This is a genomic window from Actinokineospora guangxiensis, from assembly GCF_042657845.1.
Taxonomy (GTDB): domain Bacteria; phylum Actinomycetota; class Actinomycetes; order Mycobacteriales; family Pseudonocardiaceae; genus Actinokineospora; species Actinokineospora guangxiensis.
Window position 1 is genome coordinate 168,261 of sequence record NZ_JBHSKF010000007.1, and the last position, 17,502, is coordinate 185,762.

Here is a 17,502-nt window from a genome sequence, read left to right on the forward strand (position 1 = left end):
CGGGCGGTCCGCTACCAGGTGACGGGCAGGACCTCGGGGCTGCGGGTCAGCTGGCCGCCGCGCCACAGGATGTCCTCGGGGGCGACGGCGAGGCGCAGGCCGGGCAGCCGGGCGGGCAGCCGGTGCAGCGTCAGCTCCATCTCCAGCTTCGCCAGCCACGCGCCGAGGCAGTAGTGCGGACCGGCGCCGAGGCCGAGGTGCCCGGTGGGCGGGGTGCTGAAGGGGTGGTCCCTCGGGTCCTGCGGGAAGACCTCGGGGTCCAGGTTGGCGATCTTCGTGTCCGCCGCGATCAGGTCGCCCTTCTTGATCAGCACGCCGCCGACCTCGACGTCCTCCAGCGCCCGGCGCATGAAGCCGGGCAGGATGTCGCCGCCGATGGAGATGCCGCGCAGCATGTTCTCGGCCGCCACCGGGACCAGGCTCTCGTCCTGGGCCAGCCGCTGCCAGGCGTCGGTGCCGTCGGTCAGCAGGTAGACGAAGGTGTTGCCGATGACGGTGGTGGTGACCTCGTGCCCGGCCACGGTCAGCAGCACGACCAGGCCGACGATCTGCTCCTCCGGCAGGCCGCCGTTCTCGTCGGCGGCCTGGATCAGCGAGCTGACCAGGTCATCGCCCGGCATGGCGCGGCGGCGGGCGACGACCTCGGCGCCGAAGGCCAGGAAGTCCTCGATCGCGGCCTGGACCTGCTCCGGCGGGTAGGCGGTGGTGGAGAAGGCGTGGTCGCACCAGAAGGCGAGGCGCTCGCTGTCGTAGTCGTCCAGGCCCATCAGCCTGCTGAGCACCGAGCTGGGCAGCGTCGTGGCGAAGCCGGAGATCAGGTCTGCGGGGCGGGGCCCGGCCTCGATCGCATCGATGAGCCCCTCCACGACCGAGGCGACCCACGGGCGCCAGCGGGCGATGGCCTTGGGGGTGAAGGCCTTGCTCACCGTGCGGCGCAGCCTGCGGTGCTCCTCGCCGTCGAGGTTGTTGAGGATGTTGGGGTCGGTCAGCAGATTCGGGTACGGCGTGTGCGGGGGCGCGTCGGGGGTGAACATCGACGCGCGGTCCAGGCGCGGGTCGGTCAGCACCTGGCGGGCGTCGGGGTGGCGGCGCGCGACCCACACGGGCACGCCGGTCTTCAGCACCGACAGGTGGGGCGGGTCGAGCGGCTCGTCGGCCCGGTGCGTGTGCAGCATCGGCTGGATCTCGGCAGCCACACTGCTGTTGTCTACGGACACTGTTCCTCCAGTCGGGCCGGTTCAGCGGGTGCGGTGCTCGGCGGTGAGCCGCTGAAGCGTGGGAATGACCTCGTCGTAGCCGGGCATCGCCATCAGCTCCTCGTGCGCGCGGTCCACCCCGGCGCGGATTCCGGGGTCGGTGAGGACCTGCTCGATCTGGGCGCGCATGACCTCCGTCGACGGGTTCCTGATGTCCACGCGCAGCCCCGCGTTGCGCGAGGTGACGTAGGCGGCGGTCGCGGTGGAGCCCGGGTACCGGGTGGTGATCAGCTCGTCGGTGTCGGTGATCAGCTGCGGCACCCGGTGGGTGACGGCGGCGACGCACGTGCTCACCCCGCCGTGGGTGATCATCGCCGCGCAGGTGGGCACCAGCTGCTCAAGCGGGGCGTAGTCGACGATCCGCACGTTCGGCGGGACGCGGTCCACGGCGCTGAGCTGGACCTCGTTCAGCGTGGCCACGACGTCGACGTCGAAGTCGGCGACGGCGTCGAGCAGGTGCGGGACGTGCGTCCAGCAGACCTTCTTCTCCGGCAGCAGGTCCCGAAGGGACAGACCCATCGTCATGCCGATCCGGGGCCTGGTCGGCGGTTCGCGCAGCCAGTCCGGTGTGGACCGGGCGGAGGAGTAGTGGTGCGGCCGGGCGAGGACGGTCTTGACCGAGGACCCCAGCCGGAACCCGTCGGGCAGTGCGTCGACGGTCCACTGCCCCAGCAGCAGGTCCCGGTCGACCTCCAGGCCGTAGCGCTCGGCGACCGGCCGCACGGTCTCGGCGAGCACGTGCTCGTCCAACGACTTGCCGGTGCGCTCCAGGTACTTGTCCACGCTCCAGCCGAAGTAGTCCTGCCACGGCGTGAACCGCGCCTGCGCCGCCCCGCACATCCGCGCCGCGATGGCGCCCGCGGGCGCGCAGTGATCCCACAGCACCAGATCGGGCCGCCACTGCTGGGCGAACTCGACCATGTCGTCCACGCCGGGGCGGGGCGCCTCCGGCGGCACCTCCGGCGGGAAGTACTCCCAGGCCGTGGTCAGCATGACGAAGGCGAACACGTCCCACGGCTGGCGTTCCTCGTCGGGCATGTCCAGTTCGGCCGTGGCCTTGACCAGCCGCTCGATCGCGGCCTCCGGGTACTGCCGGGTGGCGCCCAGCGGCGGGACGGTTGGGTCGCCGACGCACACCGGGGTCAGGCCCGCCGCGGCGACGGACCCGGCCATCACCTGGTGGGTCATCACCCGCACCTCGTGCCCGGCCCGCTGCAGCGCCTGGGCGAGGGGGATCATCGGGTACACGTGCGCGGGAATCGGGTGGATAGCGAACATCACGCGCATGGTGCCCCTCCCCCTGCCGCCGGAGCGGCGCGAAATACTGACCTTTCCGTTCATACCGGGTGGGGGCCGGGCGGAGTTCTTCAATCATGCGGCCGGCCGGTACTGCGGAAAAGCTCCGACAGGGAGGCGTGAATCGCTCACCATGAATTGTTCATGCGACAGCGGTGCATATCCGAACGTGCTCGCGCTTAACCGGATTCCTCGGTGACCGCGTGCGGGGCGCCGACCGGCTTGGACTCCGGTGACCCGCGCTGGCGCAGGTAGACGCTCAGGATGGCCATGGAGGCGATGGCCAGGAACTCCGACTGCCAGTTCTGCAGCGTGCGGTTCCAGAAGTCGGCGGAGAACAGGTACTCCGCCCACGACGCCGGGTCCTGGAAGGCGACGAGCTGGTCGGCGTTGTAGGCGCTGCGCCCGGCGATGTACTGGGCGGTCCACGACACAAGGAAGACGGCGAGCATGGTCAGGCCCAGCGATCGGGAGAACAGCGCCGTGCGCCAGCCACCCGCGCGGACCCACTTCGGCGAGTCCGGCTCGGCGTGCGCCCCGACGATCTGCTTCTCATCGCTTTCCCGGCCGATCTGGCTGGGCCGCTTGGATTCCGGCGATCCGCGCTGCACGAGCCAGATGGTGGCCACGATGAACAGGGAGAACTGCAAGTACTCCGACTGCCAGTTCTCCGCGACGTCGACGGCGAACTCCGAGGACGTCAGGTACCGGCCCAGGCTGACCGGCTCGAAGCCGTTCTCCACCCGCTCCTCGATCGCCATGGCGTGCCCGGTGAGCGCCTGGCCCACGAGCGCGCCGAGGAACAGCAGGCCGAACACCAGCGTGAGGCCGTTGTCGCGCAGGAACTTCCCGGCCCGGCTCACCGCTGCGCCAGCCCGATCACGATGAAGTACGCGAGCCCGCACACCACGACCAGCAGCGTGAGGGTGAACATCAGCCGGGAGGTCACGGACCACCCACCGCGCACTCGTACGGGCTCTCGCCGTCGCCGACGCACCCGGCGCCGGTGACCAGCCAGCCCGCGGCGAACTCGTGCAGGAACATCACCGCGTTCCCGGTCTCCACCCGCGCTTCCCCACCCCAGAGCTGGGCGGACCGCACCTCGCCGAGGTCGCCCAGATCGGCGACGGCCTCGGCGCAGTCGGTCGCGGCGCGAGGGGCCACCACGGCGCAGGCGTCGTCCGCGCGGTTCTCGGCCGCGGCGCTGACGAACCGGCGAGCCGCCGCCGTCGCGCTGTCGGCGTCAAGGCTCGCGCAGCCCGCCAGCGCGAGCGGCAGGGCCACCAGCACGATGGCACAGCGAGATGCCATGGGCGGAACGTACCGAAGGTTCTCGGGCCACGCCGGGCGAGCCGCGCCGCTACCCGTGGCGCAGCGCGCCGTCGAGAACGCGCGCGAGTTCCCCGAGCCTGCCGCGCCCGTCCGGGGCGGGCGGATAGCGACGCAGGACGGCCACCACGGTCGGGGTCGCCAGGCCGCGGGCGATCTCGAGGTGCGCCTGCCCATCGGTCCCGTCCAGCTCCATGGCGAGCGCCGAGTGCGCGGCCGGGCCGAGGATGTGCAGGACCTGGGTGGCCTTGGCCAACGGATGCAGGTACGCCGCTCCCGCCACGGCGACGGCGGCGCGGGCGGCCTCGGCGGCGGCGGGCAGGCAGGCGTCCCTTGCCTCCTGGTAGGCCCGCTGGGCCGCCCACGCGGCGTCGCGGATCGCCTTGGTGCGCTTGCCGCCGTCGGTGAACTCCCGGGTGGCGGCGAACGCGGTGCGGGGTCGGGGGTCGTCGGGGCGGACCCGCTCGAAGAGCACCAGGGCGGGCTCGGCGCAGGCCGCGGCGTAGCGGGTGATCTCGCGCAGTTCGTCCATGCTGAGATCGACGGTCTGGGCCTCGGTCATGGGTCGACGCTACCCACCCGCTAGCGCGGACAGCGGGCGAGGACGCCGGTGAGGACCTGCTTCTCGGCGGTGTCCACCGACAGCTCGTACCTGTGCTTCGTGGTCACCCAGCGCACCGCGTAGGCGCAGGAGTAGCGGGCGTCGGGCATCCAGCGGGACGGGTCCTGGTCGCCTTTGGAGCGGTTGGACGAGGCGCTGACGACGAGCAGCTGGTCGGGGTCGTTGGCGAAGGCGGTGCGCTGCTCGCGGGTCCAGGAGCGGGCGCCGGAGCGGTTGGCCTCGGCGAGGGGCACGACGTGGTCCAGGTCGGCTTCGGACGGGTCGGTGATCTCCACGCCGTCATACGGGCTGGTCCAGGCGCCGCCGGTGGGGCGGCAGCCCGCGCCGGTGGCGACGTCGCGGCCCTGGTCGCGCAGGGCGCGTTCGCGGGTGTCGCAGCCGGTGCCGTCGGAGGTCCAGTGCGGCCAGTCGGCGCGCCGGTAGGGGTTGCCGGTGTCCTCGGCGCGCACGGGGATGACCCGCAGGGCGGCCACCGCGTCGGCGACCTCGGCGTCGGTGACGGCCCCGTCGATCTCGGCGGTCTCGCGGGAGGCCAGCCACCAGGCCAGCAGCGCCAGCAGGATGCCGACGACCACCGACCCCCAGGTGACCGGGCGCTTCGCCGCCCGCCGCCTCGACCCGTCCCGCTCCAGCAGCTGCACCACGGGCGCCATGATCACACGAGGTGATCACCGCACCGCGCAGGCTGGGCGGGAGTGTCGCGACACGCGGAATGGAATGGACTCAACCCGCAGCCCCACCACAGCGGACAGGGATGGGCAATGGGCGCTCTTGCCCTCGTGAAACCGGTGTTGAACGATTCATCGTCTGGCGTCGCCTCGGCTCGGCTTGGAGGCCGCCGATGCCCCAAACCCGTGTGCCGGTCGTACTGACCGCCGCGCTCGCGGCCTGGTCGCCGCGCAGGCCGGGTTCGGGGGCGGCGCTCGCGCGAGGAGGTCAGCGGGCACGCCGCGACCGGGCGCACGGGGGGCCCGCTTACGCCGTGCACCGCGACGGCAGGCGGACCTCAGCCGATCCTGGCCAGCGCGCCCGCCTCCAGCGCCACCCACACCGCGCCGTCGGGTCCGAGCGTGAGCCCATGCGGCTCCGCGGACTCCGGCAGGGCGGTGGCGCGGTAACCGCCGTCGGTCAGCGCGCCGACGCGGCTGCCCGCCCACTCGGTGAAGCGGCAGCCGTCCTCGGTGGCGATGACGGCGTGCGGGCGGGCGGCGCGGTCGGGCAGCGGGGTCTCGGTGATCTCGCCGTCGTAGGTGGCGCGGCCGATCTGGCCCGCGGCGATCTCGGTGAACCAGAGGCCGCCCGCGTCGGCGGCGATGCCGACCGGCGCGGCGGCCTCGGTCGGCAGGGGGAAGCGGGTGATCTCGCCGTCCGGGGTGAGGCGGGCCAGGGCGTTGTCGGCGTTGAGGGTGCACCAGAGCGCGCCGTCGGCGCCCGCGGCGATGGCCGAGGGAAACCCGGAGCCGAGGGGGAAGGAGGAGGCTTCACCGTCGGGGGTGATGCGGCCGACGGCGTGGGTGGCGGTCTCGGTGAACCACAGCGCGCCGTCGGGACCGGCGGTGATGCCGTAGGGGCCGGTGTCGGGGACGGCGACGGCGCTGACCTCGCCCGCGGTGGTGATCCGGCCGATGTGGTGGTCGCGGTAGCGGGTGAACCACAGGGCGCCGTCCGGACCGGGGGTGATCACCGTGGGGCCGCCGCCGCCCACGTCGAAGACGCCGACCCGCCCGTCCGGGGTGGCGCGGCCGACCTGGCCCGCCTCGACCAGGGTGAACCACAGCGCGCCGTCCGGGCCCGAGGTGATGTCGTACGGACCGCCGGGAACGGTGACCACAGACTTCCTCCCTAAAAGCAACTCTGTCGCCTTAAGATGCTGACATGGACGACCCCCCTAACGCAACCAAGTCGCCTTTGCGCGGCCGCGTCCGGCCCGGCGGGCGGACGGCGCGCACCCAGGAGGCCGTCCGCCTGGCCACCCTCGCCGAGCTGGCCGAACACGGCTTCGCCGGGCTGAGCGTCGAAGCGGTCGCCGCGCGCTCCGGCGTGCACAAGACCACCATCTACCGGCGTTGGCGGACCCCGGCCGCACTGGCCGCCGACGCCCTCGACCTGGCCAACGCCGAGCCGTGGCCGGTCCCCGACACCGGCGCGCTGCGCGAGGACCTGCGCGCCATCACCGCCCAGGTCGTCGCCGGCCTGGCCGACCCGGTCCCCCGCGCGCTGATCGCCGCCGCCGTGCACGAGCCGGAGGCCGGGCGGGCCCTGCACGCCTACCTCACCGGCAGGCACGCCGAGGCCGCCGTCGCGGTCGAGCGCGCCGCCGCGCGCGGCGAGGTGCCCGAAGGGACCGGGGCGGTCGACGTCGTGCGTGCCGCCGTCGCCCCGCTCTACTACCGGGTGTTCTTCACCGGCGAGCCCGCCGACGCGCACGCCGCGGCCACCGCCGCCGACGCCGCGCACGCCGCCGCCACCGCCGGGGTGTTCCTGAGTGGACGCCTGGGCGACGGGGCGGGCGGCGTGGCACCATCGGCCCCGTGAGTCCGAGCGCGGCGCGAGCGAAGCTGGGCGACCTCGGGCGCCTGCGCAAGGTCAAGGACCGCATCGACCGCGAGTACGCCAAGCCGCTCGACGTCGAGGCGCTGGCGCGCGGGGTGCACATGTCCGCGGGCCACCTCAGCCGCGAGTTCAAGCGCGCCTACGGGGAGTCACCGTACGGGTACCTGATGACCCGGCGGATCGAACGCGCGATGACCCTGCTGCGCCAAGGCGACCTCAGCGTCACCGACGTCTGCTTCACCGTCGGCTGCTCCTCGCTGGGCACGTTCAGCACCAGGTTCTCCGAGCTGGTAGGCGTGTCGCCCAGCCAGTACAAACGCGACCAAGCCGGCGCCACCGAGGGCATCCCGCAGTGCGTGGCCAAACAGGTCACCAGACCGGTCAGGAATCGAGAAGCGCGGGATTCCACGCGCACTTAGTGTCACCGCCATGAACCTCAACATCCACGCCGTGTTCCTGCCCCAGGACGACCCGGAGGCCGCGATCGGCTTCTACCGCGACGCGCTGGGCTTCGAGGTGCGCAACGACGTCGGCTACGGCGGCATGCGGTGGATCACCGTCGGCCCGGCCGGGCAGCCCGACGTCAACATCGTGCTGCACCCGCCCGCCGTCGACCCCGGCATCACCGAGGACGAGAAGCGCACCATCACCGAGATGATGGCCAAGGGCACCTACGCCGCGATCGTCCTGGCCAGCCCCGACCTCGACGACGCGTTCGCCAAGATCCAGGCGACGGGCGTCGACGTCGTGCAGGAGCCGACCGACCAGGACTACGGCGTCCGCGACTGCGCCGTGCGCGACCCCGCGGGCAACCTGGTGCGCATCCAGGAGCGGGCCTAGCGCTCCACTGCAGGGGGCCGGAACCGCAACGCGGACCGGCCCCCGACCGATGGGGTGAACACCGACGCGATCGCGTCGGCGCTGGTTAGATCGAGCGGGGCGACCGCGCACGAGTACGGAGTGATCCATGGCCAAGGCCACCAAGGCGGACAAGTCGGGCGAGCACGCCGCCGACCGGCACGACCTGATCCGCGTGCGGGGCGCGCGCGAGAACAACCTCAAGGACATCAGCCTGGAGATCCCCAAGCGCAGGCTCACGGTGTTCACCGGGGTCTCCGGCTCGGGCAAGAGCTCGCTGGTGTTCAGCACGATCGCCGCGGAGTCCCAGCGGATGATCAATGAGACCTACAGCGCGTTCCTGCAGGGCTTCATGCCCTCCCTGGCCAGGCCCGAGGTCGACGTCCTCGACGGGCTCACCACGGCGATCATCGTGGACCAGCAGCGCATGGGCGCCGACCCGCGCTCGACCGTCGGCACCGCGACCGACGTCAACGCCATGCTGCGCATCCTGTTCAGCCGCGTCGGCAAACCCCACATCGGCCCGCCGAGCGCGTTCTCCTTCAACACCGCCTCGGTCAAGGCCAGCGGCGCGATCACCGTCGGCAACAGCAAGACCGTGAAGGCGACCTTCAACCGCACCGGCGGCATGTGCCCGCGCTGCGAGGGCCGCGGCACGGTCAACGACATCGACCTCACCCAGCTCTACGACGACTCCAAGTCCCTGGCCGACGGCGCTTTCACCATTCCCGGGTGGAAGTCGGACAACTTCTGGACGGTGCGCGTCTACGCCGAGTCCGGCTTCGTGGACCCGAACAAGCCGATCCGCAAGTTCACCAAGAAGGAGATGCAGGACTTCCTGTACAAGGAGCCCGTCAAGGTCAAGGTGGACGGCGTCAACCTCACCTACGAGGGCCTGATCCCCAAGCTGCAGAAGTCCATGCTGTCCAAGGACCCCGAGGGCATGCAGCCGCACATCCGCGCGTTCGTGGAGCGGGCGGTCACCTTCACCACCTGCCCGGACTGCGACGGCACCCGCCTGGCCGAGGGCGCGCGCAACTGCAAGATCGGCAAGGTCAGCATCGCCGACGCGTGCGCCATGCAGATCACCGACCTCGCCGACTGGGTTCGCGGGATCAAGGCATCGAAGGTGCAGCCGCTGCTCGACGCGCTGCTGCACACCCTGGACTCGTTCGTGGAGATCGGCCTGGGCTACCTGTCGCTGGACCGCTCGGCGGGCTCGCTGTCGGGCGGCGAGGCGCAGCGCACCAAGATGATCCGCCACCTCGGCTCCTCCCTCACCGACGTCACCTACGTCTTCGACGAGCCGTCGATCGGGCTGCACCCGCACGACATCGAGCGGATGAACAACCTGCTGCTGCGCCTGCGGGACAAGGGCAACACCGTCCTCGTGGTCGAGCACAAGCCGGAGACCATCGCGATCGCCGACCACATCGTGGACCTGGGCCCCGGCGCGGGGACCGAGGGCGGCACGATCTGCTTCGAGGGCGATCTGGCCGGGCTCAAGGCGAGCACGACCGTGACCGGCAGGCACCTGGACGACCGGGCGTCGCTGAAGGAGGAGACCCGGGAGCCGAGCGGGCACCTGGAGATCCGCGGCGCGAGCGCCAACAACCTGCACGACGTCGACGTCGACGTGCCGCTGGGCGTGCTCTGCGTGGTGACCGGGGTCGCCGGGTCGGGCAAGAGTTCCCTGATCCACGGCTCCATCCCGGCCGACGCGGGCGTGGTGTCCGTCGACCAGGCCCCGATCAAGGGGTCGCGGCGCAGCAACCCGGCCACCTACACCGGCCTGCTGGAGCCGATCCGCAAGGCCTTCGCGAAGGCCAACGGCGTCAAGCCCGCCCTGTTCAGCGCGAACTCCGAGGGCGCGTGCCCGACCTGCAACGGCGCCGGGGTCGTCTACGTCGAACTGGGCATCATGGCGAGCGTGTCGACGCCGTGCGAGGACTGCGAGGGCAAGCGCTTCCAGCCCGCGGTCCTGGAGTACCGCTTCGGCGGCAAGGACATCAGCGAGGTCCTGGCGATGTCGGTCGCCGAGGCCCTGTCCTTCTTCGCCGACGGCGAGGCCAGGACCCCGGCCGCCCAAACCATCCTGGCCCGGCTCTCCGACGTCGGCCTCGGCTACATCAAGCTGGGCCAGCCCCTCACGACCCTCTCCGGCGGCGAGCGCCAGCGCCTCAAGCTGGCCACCCACATGGGGGACAAGGGCGGCGTCTACATCCTGGACGAGCCGACGACGGGCCTGCACCTGGCGGACGTGGAGCAGCTGCTCGCGCTGCTGGACCGCCTGGTGGACTCGGGCAAGTCGGTCGTCGTCATCGAGCACCACCAGGCCGTCATGGCGCACGCGGACTGGATCATCGATCTCGGCCCGGGGGCGGGCCACGACGGCGGGAAGATCGTCTTCGAGGGCACCCCGAGCGACCTGGTGGCCAAGCGCTCCACGCTGACCGGTGAGCACCTGGCCGCCTACGTCGGCGCTTGACCTCCGGTTGACCGGGTAGCGACGATCGGGACACGCGCCATCGGCGGGCCGGAGGCGGTGAAGGCCTCAGCGCGGTTGTCGGTCCAGCGTCCGGCGCTGTCCGCGGCTCTGCCGGCGCATGACCGGCTCCTCCACGTAGCGCCAACTCACCACGGCGGCGGCGATGGTGAGCGCGGCGGCCACCGGTCCGGCCCAGCCGTCGAGGTGGGGGCGCAGCCAGAGGGTGAGCGGGTAGTTCCACAGGTAGGCGCCGTAGGAGAGGACGCCCAGGGCGGCGAGGGTGCGGGTGGCGGGGTTGGCGGTGCTCTGCCAGGACGACCAGCGCAGGAGCAGGACCGCGGTGAGCGCGGCGATGGCCGGGCCCGCGACCAGGTAGGTCAGGGCGTGGCCGCGCAAGGGGATCACGGCGAGGACGGCCAGGCCCGCGAGGGCGACCGGCACCATCCACCGCGGGACGCGGTCGGCGTTGCCGTGCAGGCGGGCCGCGGCGCCGATGACGAAGCAGACCCACCACGACGTCGGCAGCGCGTAGGCGTTGTCCAGGTGCGGCCAGAGCCAGACCAGTGTCGCCGCGCAGGCGGCGACGGCCAGGAAGGCGCTCAGCGCCAAGGCGGCGGCCGTCCCGCGCCGCGGCCAGGCGATGGCCAGGACGGCGGGCCACAGGAGGTAGAACTGCTCCTCGGTGGCCAGCGTCCAGGCGTGGAAGGCCGCGGGGCTGATGTCGGCGATCGGCAGGTTCGCGGTGAAGGTCAGCAGGACCGCGGTGGTGGCGGGAAGCCGGTCGCGGTCGCCGATCGGGTCCAGCAGCAGGGTGACGGCGGCGAAGACGGCCACCAGCACCAGCAGCGCGGGCAGCAGCCGGGCCGCCCGGCGCAGGTAGAAGCGGCCGAAGCGGACTCGGCCCCGCTCGGCCAGGTCGCGCTGGAGGACGCCGGTGATCAGGTAGCCGCTGAGGGCGAAGAACACCACCACCCCGACCACGCCCGCCCCCTGGAACACCCCGGGCACGGCGTGGCGCAGCATCACCAGCAGGATGGCGATGCCGCGCAGGACGTCCAGGCCGGCGACTCGGCCGCTCACCGCGCCATCGCCTCGCGCAGGAGCTTGTCCAGCAGGGCCGGGTAGTCCAGGCCTTCGGCGGCGAACATCCTGGGCAGCTGGGATTCGGCGGTCATGCCGGGCATGGTGTTGACCTCGTTGAGCACGAAGCCGTCGTCGGTCAGGAAGAAGTCGACGCGGGCGACACCCCGGCAGCCGACGGCGTCGTAGACCCGCAGTGCGGCGTCGGTGAGCGCGGCGGACTCCCCGGGCGACAGCGGGGCGGGGATGGTGAACCCGGCGCTGCCGTCGTACTTGGTGGTCGTGTCGAACAGCTCGCCGGGCACCTTGATCTCCAGCGGCGGGCCGACGCGCCTGCCGGTGTCCGGGTCGTCCAGCACGGCCACATCGATCTCGCGGCCGACGAGGACTTCTTCCACCAGAACGCGGTCGTCGAGGTCGAGGGCGGCGCGCAGCGCGGGCGCCAGCTCCTCGGCGGTGGTGACCAGGCGGACGCCGAAGCTGGAGCCCGCGGCGACCGGCTTGACCACGACCGGTCCGGTGAACTCCACTTCGGAGCGCGCCGTGACCAGCCTGCCCGCCGCCGTGCGCACGCCGACGGCCTCGGCGACGAGCTTGGTCGCCCACTTGTCCATCGCCAGCGCGCCCGCCCGCGCGGGTGAGCCCGCGCACGGAACCCCGGCCAGCTCGCACAGCGCCGCCAGCGCGCCGTCCTCACCGCGCGGGCCGTGCAGCAGCGGCAGCACCACCGCGCAGGTCCCCAGCACCCGCACCGCCTCGGCCAGGCTCGCCGCCGGGGTGTCCCCGAGCGGACCGTCCTGGCCGATCCAGCGGCCCGCGCGGTCGATGGTCAGCGGGACGGCGGTGTAGCGCGCCGGGTCCAGAGCGTCGCGCGCCGCTGCCGCCGAGGCCAGCGACACGTCGTGCTCGCAGTTCTGGCCGCCCCCGACGACCGCGACCCGCACCGGCTCCCCCATGGCTTCCCCGTTCTCCTCGACTGTGTTCACCGCGCTGTTCACCGCGCTGTTCACCGCGCGCATCTGCGCACCCGGGGGCCGACCCCGGTGACGATCTCGTGCGGGATCGTGCCCGCCCAGTCCGCCCAGTCCCCCGCGGTCGGCTCGCCGTCGTCGCCGGGGCCGAACACGGTGGCGACCTCGCCCGGCCAGACCGCGTCGTCGCCGACGTCGACCACGGCCTGGTCCATCGAGATCACCCCGACGACGCGGCGCCTGCGGCCCGCCAGCAGGACCTCGGCCCGGCCGGACGCCGCCCTGGGCAGGCCGTCGTAGTAGCCCAGCGGCAGCAGCGCCAGCGTCGTCTCGCGGTCGGTGGCGTGCGTGTGCCCGTACCCGACGCCCGTGCCGGACGGCACGCGCCGCACCTGCACGACCGGCGCGGTCAGGCGCAGCGCCCCGCGCAGCCGGGTGCGACCGGACGGATCGATGCCGATGAGTCCCGCGCCGACGCGCACCATGTCCAGATGGGACTCCGGCTCGTGCAGCGCGGCCGAGGTGGCCGCGACGTGCCGGGCACGGGGCCGCAGACCCGCTCGGCGGGCCACCGCGACGCCGCGCCGCATCGCGGCCAGCCCGGCGGCCGTCGCCGGGTGGCCGGGCTCGTCGGCGGTGGCCAGGTGGCCCATCACGCCGACCACGTCGACCAAGCCCGCCACCTCGGCGGCGCGGGCGGCGGCGGCGAGGGCCGACCACGTGCGCGGCGGCGCGCCGTCGCGGGCCATGCCGGTGTCCAGCTGAAGGTGCACGCGGGCGCGGCGGCCGGTGCCCGCGCAGCCGTCGGCGATGACGCTCAGGTGCGCCAGGCTCGGCGCGGTCAGCTCGATGCCGAGGGCGCACGCGGTGGCGACGTCGACGTCGACCGGGTTCAGCCAGCTCAGCACGGGCGCGTCGATCCCGGCGGCGCGCAGGGCGACCGCCTCGGCCAGCGTGGTGACGCCAAGCGCGCCCGCGCCCGCGGCCAGCGCCGTCCTGGCGACCTCGGCGGCGCCGTGGCCGAAGCCGTCGGCCTTGACCACGGCCATCACCGCACCGCCCCCGACCAGGTCGGCGAAGCGGCGCGTGTTCTCGGCGACCGCCGCCAGGTCGGTCGTCAGCAGGGCGTCCCGGGTGGACTGCGCGGCGAGCACGGCGCTCACGCCGCGACCGGCCCGTAGAGCGCGTGCCCCGCGCCGGTGATCAGCGCCCAGTAGCGGTCGCCGTAGGACCAGTGCCACCACTCGGTGGGGTAGTTGACCAGGCCCGCGCCGCGCAGCGCCGCGGCCAGCAGCTCCCGGTTGCCCCGGGCCTCGGGGTCGACGTCGGCGGCGAACCAGCAGGCGCCCGCGCTCTGCTCGGGCGTGGCGTCGACCTCGGTGCCCATCCACAGCTCGCGGCCGTCGGCGTCGACCAGGGTGAGGTCGATCGCGGCGCCGGCGACGTGCGGGGCGACGGCGACCGGGGAGACGAACCGGCTCGACAGCGTGGCCAGCTCGGCCTCGTCGGCGTCCGGGTAGGCGGCGCGCAGTTCGCCGGTGTACTCGGCGATGATGCCGAGCTGGTCAGCCTCGCTGCGGTGGCCCTCGACCAGGCGCAGGTCCACCCCCGGCGGCAGCGCGCCCCTGGCCTCGACCAGGCGCGCGGCCAGCCCGGCGCGCACCGCGATCCGTGGCGCGAAGGGCACCGGGACCAGCGGCTCCCCGTTGTCGAGCACGGGCACCGCGTGCACCCTGGGGTCGGCGAGCAGGATCGTCATGCCGTCGAAGCTAGGGGCGCGGGCACCGGCTCTACCTCGTCCGAGCGGTCAGCGGAACTGGCCGATCGGCCGAGTGGCGGCCGGCCGATCGGCTGGCGCGGGCGGGCGCGGGCAACCCCGGCCCGCCCCGCGCGTCAGGCGCCGAACCCGGCCCGGGCGCCGAACTTCGCGCCGCGGGTGGCCAGTTCCTTGAGGACCGCCGCGGTGCGTCCACTGAGGGCCGTGTCCCTGGGGGTGTCGTCCAGGTGCGTGAACTGGGCGACGGCGGCGCGGCGGCCGAGGGTGACGCAGCGCGCGAGGTAGCGCACCGAGTACGGCTTCGGCCCGCGGCCGGCGATCATGGCGGCGAGGGCGCTCGCGGCGTGGCCGGCCTGGTCGGTGGCCGACTGGCAGGCGAAGCGCGTGCCGGGCACGCCCGCGCAGTCGCCGATGGCGAAGACCCGCTCGTCGGAGGTGCTGCGCAGGAACTCGTCCACCAGCACCCTGCCGTCGGCGTCCACGTCGAGCCCACTGGCCGCGGCCAGCTCGGGCACCCCCGAGACGATCGCCCACAGCACGAGGTCGGCGGCGAACCCGGTCCCCGAGGCGAGTGCCACATCGCCGCCGTCCACCGCCACGACCTCGTCGTCGGTGACCTCGACGCCCACCCGCGCCAGCCCGTCCCTCACCAGCCGCCGGGCGCGGCCGGTGAAGGTCGCCGCGACCGGCGAACCGACAATGCGCACCCGCAGGTCCGGCCGCGCCGCCGCCACCTCCGCCGCTGTCTCCACCCCGGTCGCCCCGCCGCCGACCACCGCGACGACCGCCCCGGCTGGCAGCGCGGCGAGCGCGGCCCGCGCCCGCTGCGCGCCCTCCCACGAGCCGATCGGCACGGTCCCCGCCATCGGCTCGACGGTGCTGCCCACGGCGAGCAGCGCGTAGTCGAAGTCCAGGGTCGAGCCGTCGTCCAGGGTCACGGTCCCGTCGCCGACCTTGTGCGCGGCGGCCACCCGCGTGGCGATCCCGGCCCGCAGCATCGACCCCAGCGGCCCCGCCGCCACCGCGGTGCCCGCGACCTGCTGGTGCAGCCGCACCCGCTCCACGAAGTCGGGCCGCGGGTTCACCACGGTGATCTCCGCCTCGACCGCCTTGGCCAGGCGGTTGGCCGCCAGCACACCCGCGTACCCGCCGCCCACGACGACGATCCTCATCTCGGCCTCCCGTTGCTCGCTTGCCGGTCGACCACGAGATGCACCCCGCCCTCGGCCCGTGACACGCTGGCGCTGTGACCCCCGCCATGGCGGGAAGGTGTCACGGGCCGCGGGCGGGCGGCGTCCTGTGCGCGGGAAAGGAGCCCCATGACCGCCAAGGACGGCACCCCGACCGACGTGTTCCTCGCGCACCGCAACCTGCTCTTCACCGTCGCCTACGAGATGCTCGGCTCGGCGGCCGACGCCGAGGACGTGCTGCAGGAGACCTGGCTGCGCTGGACCGGCGTCGACACCGCCGAGGTCCGCGAGCCGCGCGCGTACCTCGTCAAGATCGCCACCCGGCAGGCGCTGACCCGGCTGCGGACGCTGGGCAGGCGCCGGGAGACCTACGTCGGCCCGTGGCTGCCGGAACCGCTGCTGACCTCCCCCGACGTCGCCGAGGACGTCGAGCTGGCCGAGAGCGTGTCGATGGCCATGCTGCTCGTCCTGGAAACCCTCGGCCCCACCGAGCGCGCGGTGTTCGTGCTGCGCGAGGTGTTCGCCGTGGAGTACGCCGAGATCGCCGACGCGGTGGGCAAGACCCGCGAGGCCGTGCGCCAGATCGCGCACCGCGCCCGCGCGCACGTCGCCGAGCGCAGACCGCGCGGAACCCCCTCCCCCGCCGAGGCCCGCGCGGCGCTGGCGGCCTTCCAGCTGGCCGCCGAGACCGGCGACGTGGCGGGCCTGCTCGACGTCCTCGCCCCCGACGTCGTGGCGATGGGCGACGGCGGCGGCAAGGCCCAGGCGCTGCCGAACGCGATCCGCGGCGCGGACAAGGTCATCCGGCTGCTGACCGCGGGCTTCGGGAACGTCCCCGGCGTGCTCTCGTTCGACCCGGTGCAGGTCAACGGGTTCCCGGCGCTGCTCATGCGACTCGACGGCGCGGTCGACGGGGTCCTCGCGCTGCGCGTGGACGACGGCCTGGTCAGCGGTCTGTACTACGTGCGCAATCCGGAGAAGCTGTCCCGTGTGGACAGGGAGACCGCGGTCGCGCGCTGACGGCCCGGGGAAGGCTTCTCGAAGCGGTTGCCCCACGACCCAGCAGCCCGGGCGGTTCCGGCAGGCGACACCGACTCCGGAGTTGCTTCGGCCCGGTTTCCCGAGGCGAGGGTTCAGGCGGCGGCGGTGTGCCTCGCTGCCAGTTCCCGCTCCCGCTCCCGGTCAGCCCGGTACTCCCGGAAGCTGTGGAGCACCGCGCCCGCCCACACCGCGAGGATCACGATGTACACCGGCCACCGGACAGCGTCGCCCGCGTCCACCCAGTCGCTCTTCAGCAGGGTGCGGGTGTTGGTGAGGATGATCAGACCGCCGACGGCCGAGCCGAGGATGCGGGGCGGGAGGTGGCGGACGAGCCAGGCGGCAATGGGGGCAGCGATGACGCCGCCGATGAGCAGGGCGAGCACCCAGGCGAAGTCGATGCCCTGGGAGCCGAGGCCGACGAGGAAGCCCGTGCTGGCGGCGACGGCGACGAGGAACTCGCTGGTGTCGATCGAGCCGATGGTCTTGCGGGGTTCGAGGCGGCCGCTGGCGAGGATGGCGGGGGTGCCGACCGGGCCCCATCCGCCGCCGCCGGTGGAGTCGACGAAGCCCGCGACGAGGCCCAGCGGGCCGAGGAAGCGCTTGCGGAGGGGCTTGCCGAGGTTGTGCTTGGGCAGGCCGAAGGTGGTGAAGCGGGCCAGGATGTAGATGCCGAGGGCCAGCAGGACCAGCGACATGATCGGGGCGGCGACGTCGGTGGACAGGCTCGACAGGAAAGTCGCGCCCGCGAAGGCGCCGACGGCGCCGGGTATGCCGATCTTGGCGACGACCTTCCAGTCGACATTGCCGAAGCGCCAGTGCGCGAGGCCGGAGACCAGGGTGGTGCCGATCTCGGCGAGGTGGACGGTGGCCGACGCGGCGGCCGGGCTGGTGCCGATCGCCAGCAGGAGCGTGGTCGAGGTGACGCCGTAGGCCATCCCGAGGCTGCCGTCGACCAGTTGCGCGCCCAGGCCGACCAGGGCCAGTAACACCAGTTGCCGCATGATCTCCCCGCCCGTCTCGTCCTCGCGGTCCACCCGATGA

Annotated in this window: 18 protein-coding genes; 5 read left to right on the forward strand and 13 right to left on the reverse strand. The window is 73.3% G+C overall.

Going from position 1 to position 17,502, the window contains the following annotated elements:
• Positions 1–11: 11 nt before the first annotated feature.
• The 7 genes from ACFPM7_RS16710 to ACFPM7_RS16740 form a co-directional block, all read right to left on the reverse strand.
• Positions 12–1,196 carry a cytochrome P450 gene (locus tag ACFPM7_RS16710; RefSeq protein ID WP_378248543.1) on the reverse strand — a complete coding sequence of 395 codons (1,185 nt, stop codon included), beginning with the start codon at positions 1,194–1,196 and terminating at the stop codon, positions 12–14.
• Between the two features lie 42 nt (positions 1,197–1,238).
• Positions 1,239–2,534 carry a nucleotide disphospho-sugar-binding domain-containing protein gene (locus ACFPM7_RS16715; RefSeq protein ID WP_378248544.1) on the reverse strand — a complete coding sequence of 432 codons (1,296 nt, stop codon included), beginning with the start codon at positions 2,532–2,534 and terminating at the stop codon, positions 1,239–1,241.
• A 197-nt stretch (positions 2,535–2,731) separates the two neighbouring features.
• Positions 2,732–3,415, reverse strand: a complete 684-nt coding sequence (locus ACFPM7_RS16720) for a DUF6766 family protein (protein WP_378248545.1) — start codon at positions 3,413–3,415, stop codon at positions 2,732–2,734.
• 82 nt (positions 3,416–3,497) lie between these two features.
• Positions 3,498–3,863: a hypothetical protein gene (locus tag ACFPM7_RS16725; RefSeq protein ID WP_378248546.1), complete on the reverse strand. Its 366-nt coding sequence runs from the start codon at positions 3,861–3,863 to the stop codon at positions 3,498–3,500.
• Between the two features lie 49 nt (positions 3,864–3,912).
• On the reverse strand, positions 3,913–4,443 hold the full coding sequence (locus tag ACFPM7_RS16730) for a putative immunity protein (RefSeq protein WP_378248547.1): 531 nt from the start codon (positions 4,441–4,443) through the stop codon (positions 3,913–3,915).
• Between the two features lie 20 nt (positions 4,444–4,463).
• Entirely contained in the window at positions 4,464–5,147 is a 684-nt protein-coding gene (locus ACFPM7_RS16735) for an HNH endonuclease family protein (RefSeq protein ID WP_378248548.1), read from the reverse strand.
• Between the two features lie 362 nt (positions 5,148–5,509).
• Positions 5,510–6,334, reverse strand: coding sequence for a Vgb family protein (locus tag ACFPM7_RS16740; RefSeq protein WP_378248549.1), 825 nt, complete (start codon positions 6,332–6,334; stop codon positions 5,510–5,512).
• A gap of 44 nt (positions 6,335–6,378) precedes the next feature.
• On the opposite strand from ACFPM7_RS16740, the gene ACFPM7_RS16745 reads away from it, so the two are divergent.
• The 4 genes from ACFPM7_RS16745 to ACFPM7_RS16760 all read left to right on the forward strand — a co-directional run bounded on the left by ACFPM7_RS16745 (position 6,379) and on the right by ACFPM7_RS16760 (position 10,402).
• Positions 6,379–7,038 (forward strand): TetR/AcrR family transcriptional regulator, encoded by a 660-nt coding sequence (locus tag ACFPM7_RS16745; RefSeq protein WP_378248550.1) that lies wholly within the window; start codon positions 6,379–6,381, stop codon positions 7,036–7,038.
• Positions 7,035–7,475 (forward strand): helix-turn-helix transcriptional regulator, encoded by a 441-nt coding sequence (locus ACFPM7_RS16750; protein ID WP_378248551.1) that lies wholly within the window; start codon positions 7,035–7,037, stop codon positions 7,473–7,475. Before ACFPM7_RS16745 ends, ACFPM7_RS16750 begins: the two co-directional genes overlap by 4 nt.
• A 10-nt stretch (positions 7,476–7,485) precedes the next feature.
• A complete protein-coding gene (locus ACFPM7_RS16755) occupies positions 7,486–7,896 on the forward strand; it encodes a VOC family protein (protein WP_378248552.1) in 411 nt (136 codons plus the stop codon).
• A 127-nt stretch (positions 7,897–8,023) separates the two neighbouring features.
• Entirely contained in the window at positions 8,024–10,402 is a 2,379-nt protein-coding gene (locus ACFPM7_RS16760) for an ATP-binding cassette domain-containing protein (protein ID WP_378248553.1), read from the forward strand.
• 66 nt (positions 10,403–10,468) lie between these two features.
• Here the strand turns inward: ACFPM7_RS16760 and ACFPM7_RS16765 are convergent, their stop codons facing one another.
• From ACFPM7_RS16765 to ACFPM7_RS16785, 5 genes are all read right to left on the reverse strand, one after another.
• The gene (locus ACFPM7_RS16765) at positions 10,469–11,482 is read right to left on the reverse strand and encodes an acyltransferase family protein (RefSeq protein ID WP_378248554.1); all 1,014 of its coding nucleotides are present in this window, start codon (positions 11,480–11,482) and stop codon (positions 10,469–10,471) included.
• Positions 11,479–12,501 carry a D-alanine--D-alanine ligase family protein gene (locus ACFPM7_RS16770; protein ID WP_378248555.1) on the reverse strand — a complete coding sequence of 341 codons (1,023 nt, stop codon included), beginning with the start codon at positions 12,499–12,501 and terminating at the stop codon, positions 11,479–11,481. The genes ACFPM7_RS16765 and ACFPM7_RS16770 overlap by 4 nt, the downstream gene beginning before the upstream one ends.
• Complete coding sequence (alr, locus tag ACFPM7_RS16775) at positions 12,489–13,616, reverse strand: alanine racemase (RefSeq protein ID WP_378248556.1); 1,128 nt, start codon at positions 13,614–13,616, stop codon at positions 12,489–12,491. The genes ACFPM7_RS16770 and alr overlap by 13 nt, the downstream gene beginning before the upstream one ends.
• Positions 13,613–14,212, reverse strand: a complete 600-nt coding sequence (locus ACFPM7_RS16780) for a M15 family metallopeptidase (RefSeq protein WP_378248557.1) — start codon at positions 14,210–14,212, stop codon at positions 13,613–13,615. The genes alr and ACFPM7_RS16780 overlap by 4 nt, the downstream gene beginning before the upstream one ends.
• Positions 14,213–14,346: 134 nt before the next feature.
• Positions 14,347–15,402: an FAD-dependent oxidoreductase gene (locus ACFPM7_RS16785; RefSeq protein ID WP_378248558.1), complete on the reverse strand. Its 1,056-nt coding sequence runs from the start codon at positions 15,400–15,402 to the stop codon at positions 14,347–14,349.
• Between the two features lie 147 nt (positions 15,403–15,549).
• Between ACFPM7_RS16785 and ACFPM7_RS16790 the strand changes: the two genes are divergently transcribed.
• On the forward strand, positions 15,550–16,440 hold the full coding sequence (locus ACFPM7_RS16790) for an RNA polymerase sigma-70 factor (protein ID WP_378248559.1): 891 nt from the start codon (positions 15,550–15,552) through the stop codon (positions 16,438–16,440).
• A 113-nt stretch (positions 16,441–16,553) separates the two neighbouring features.
• Here the strand turns inward: ACFPM7_RS16790 and ACFPM7_RS16795 are convergent, their stop codons facing one another.
• Positions 16,554–17,495 carry a sulfite exporter TauE/SafE family protein gene (locus ACFPM7_RS16795; protein WP_378248560.1) on the reverse strand — a complete coding sequence of 314 codons (942 nt, stop codon included), beginning with the start codon at positions 17,493–17,495 and terminating at the stop codon, positions 16,554–16,556.
• Positions 17,496–17,502 lie beyond the last annotated feature (7 nt).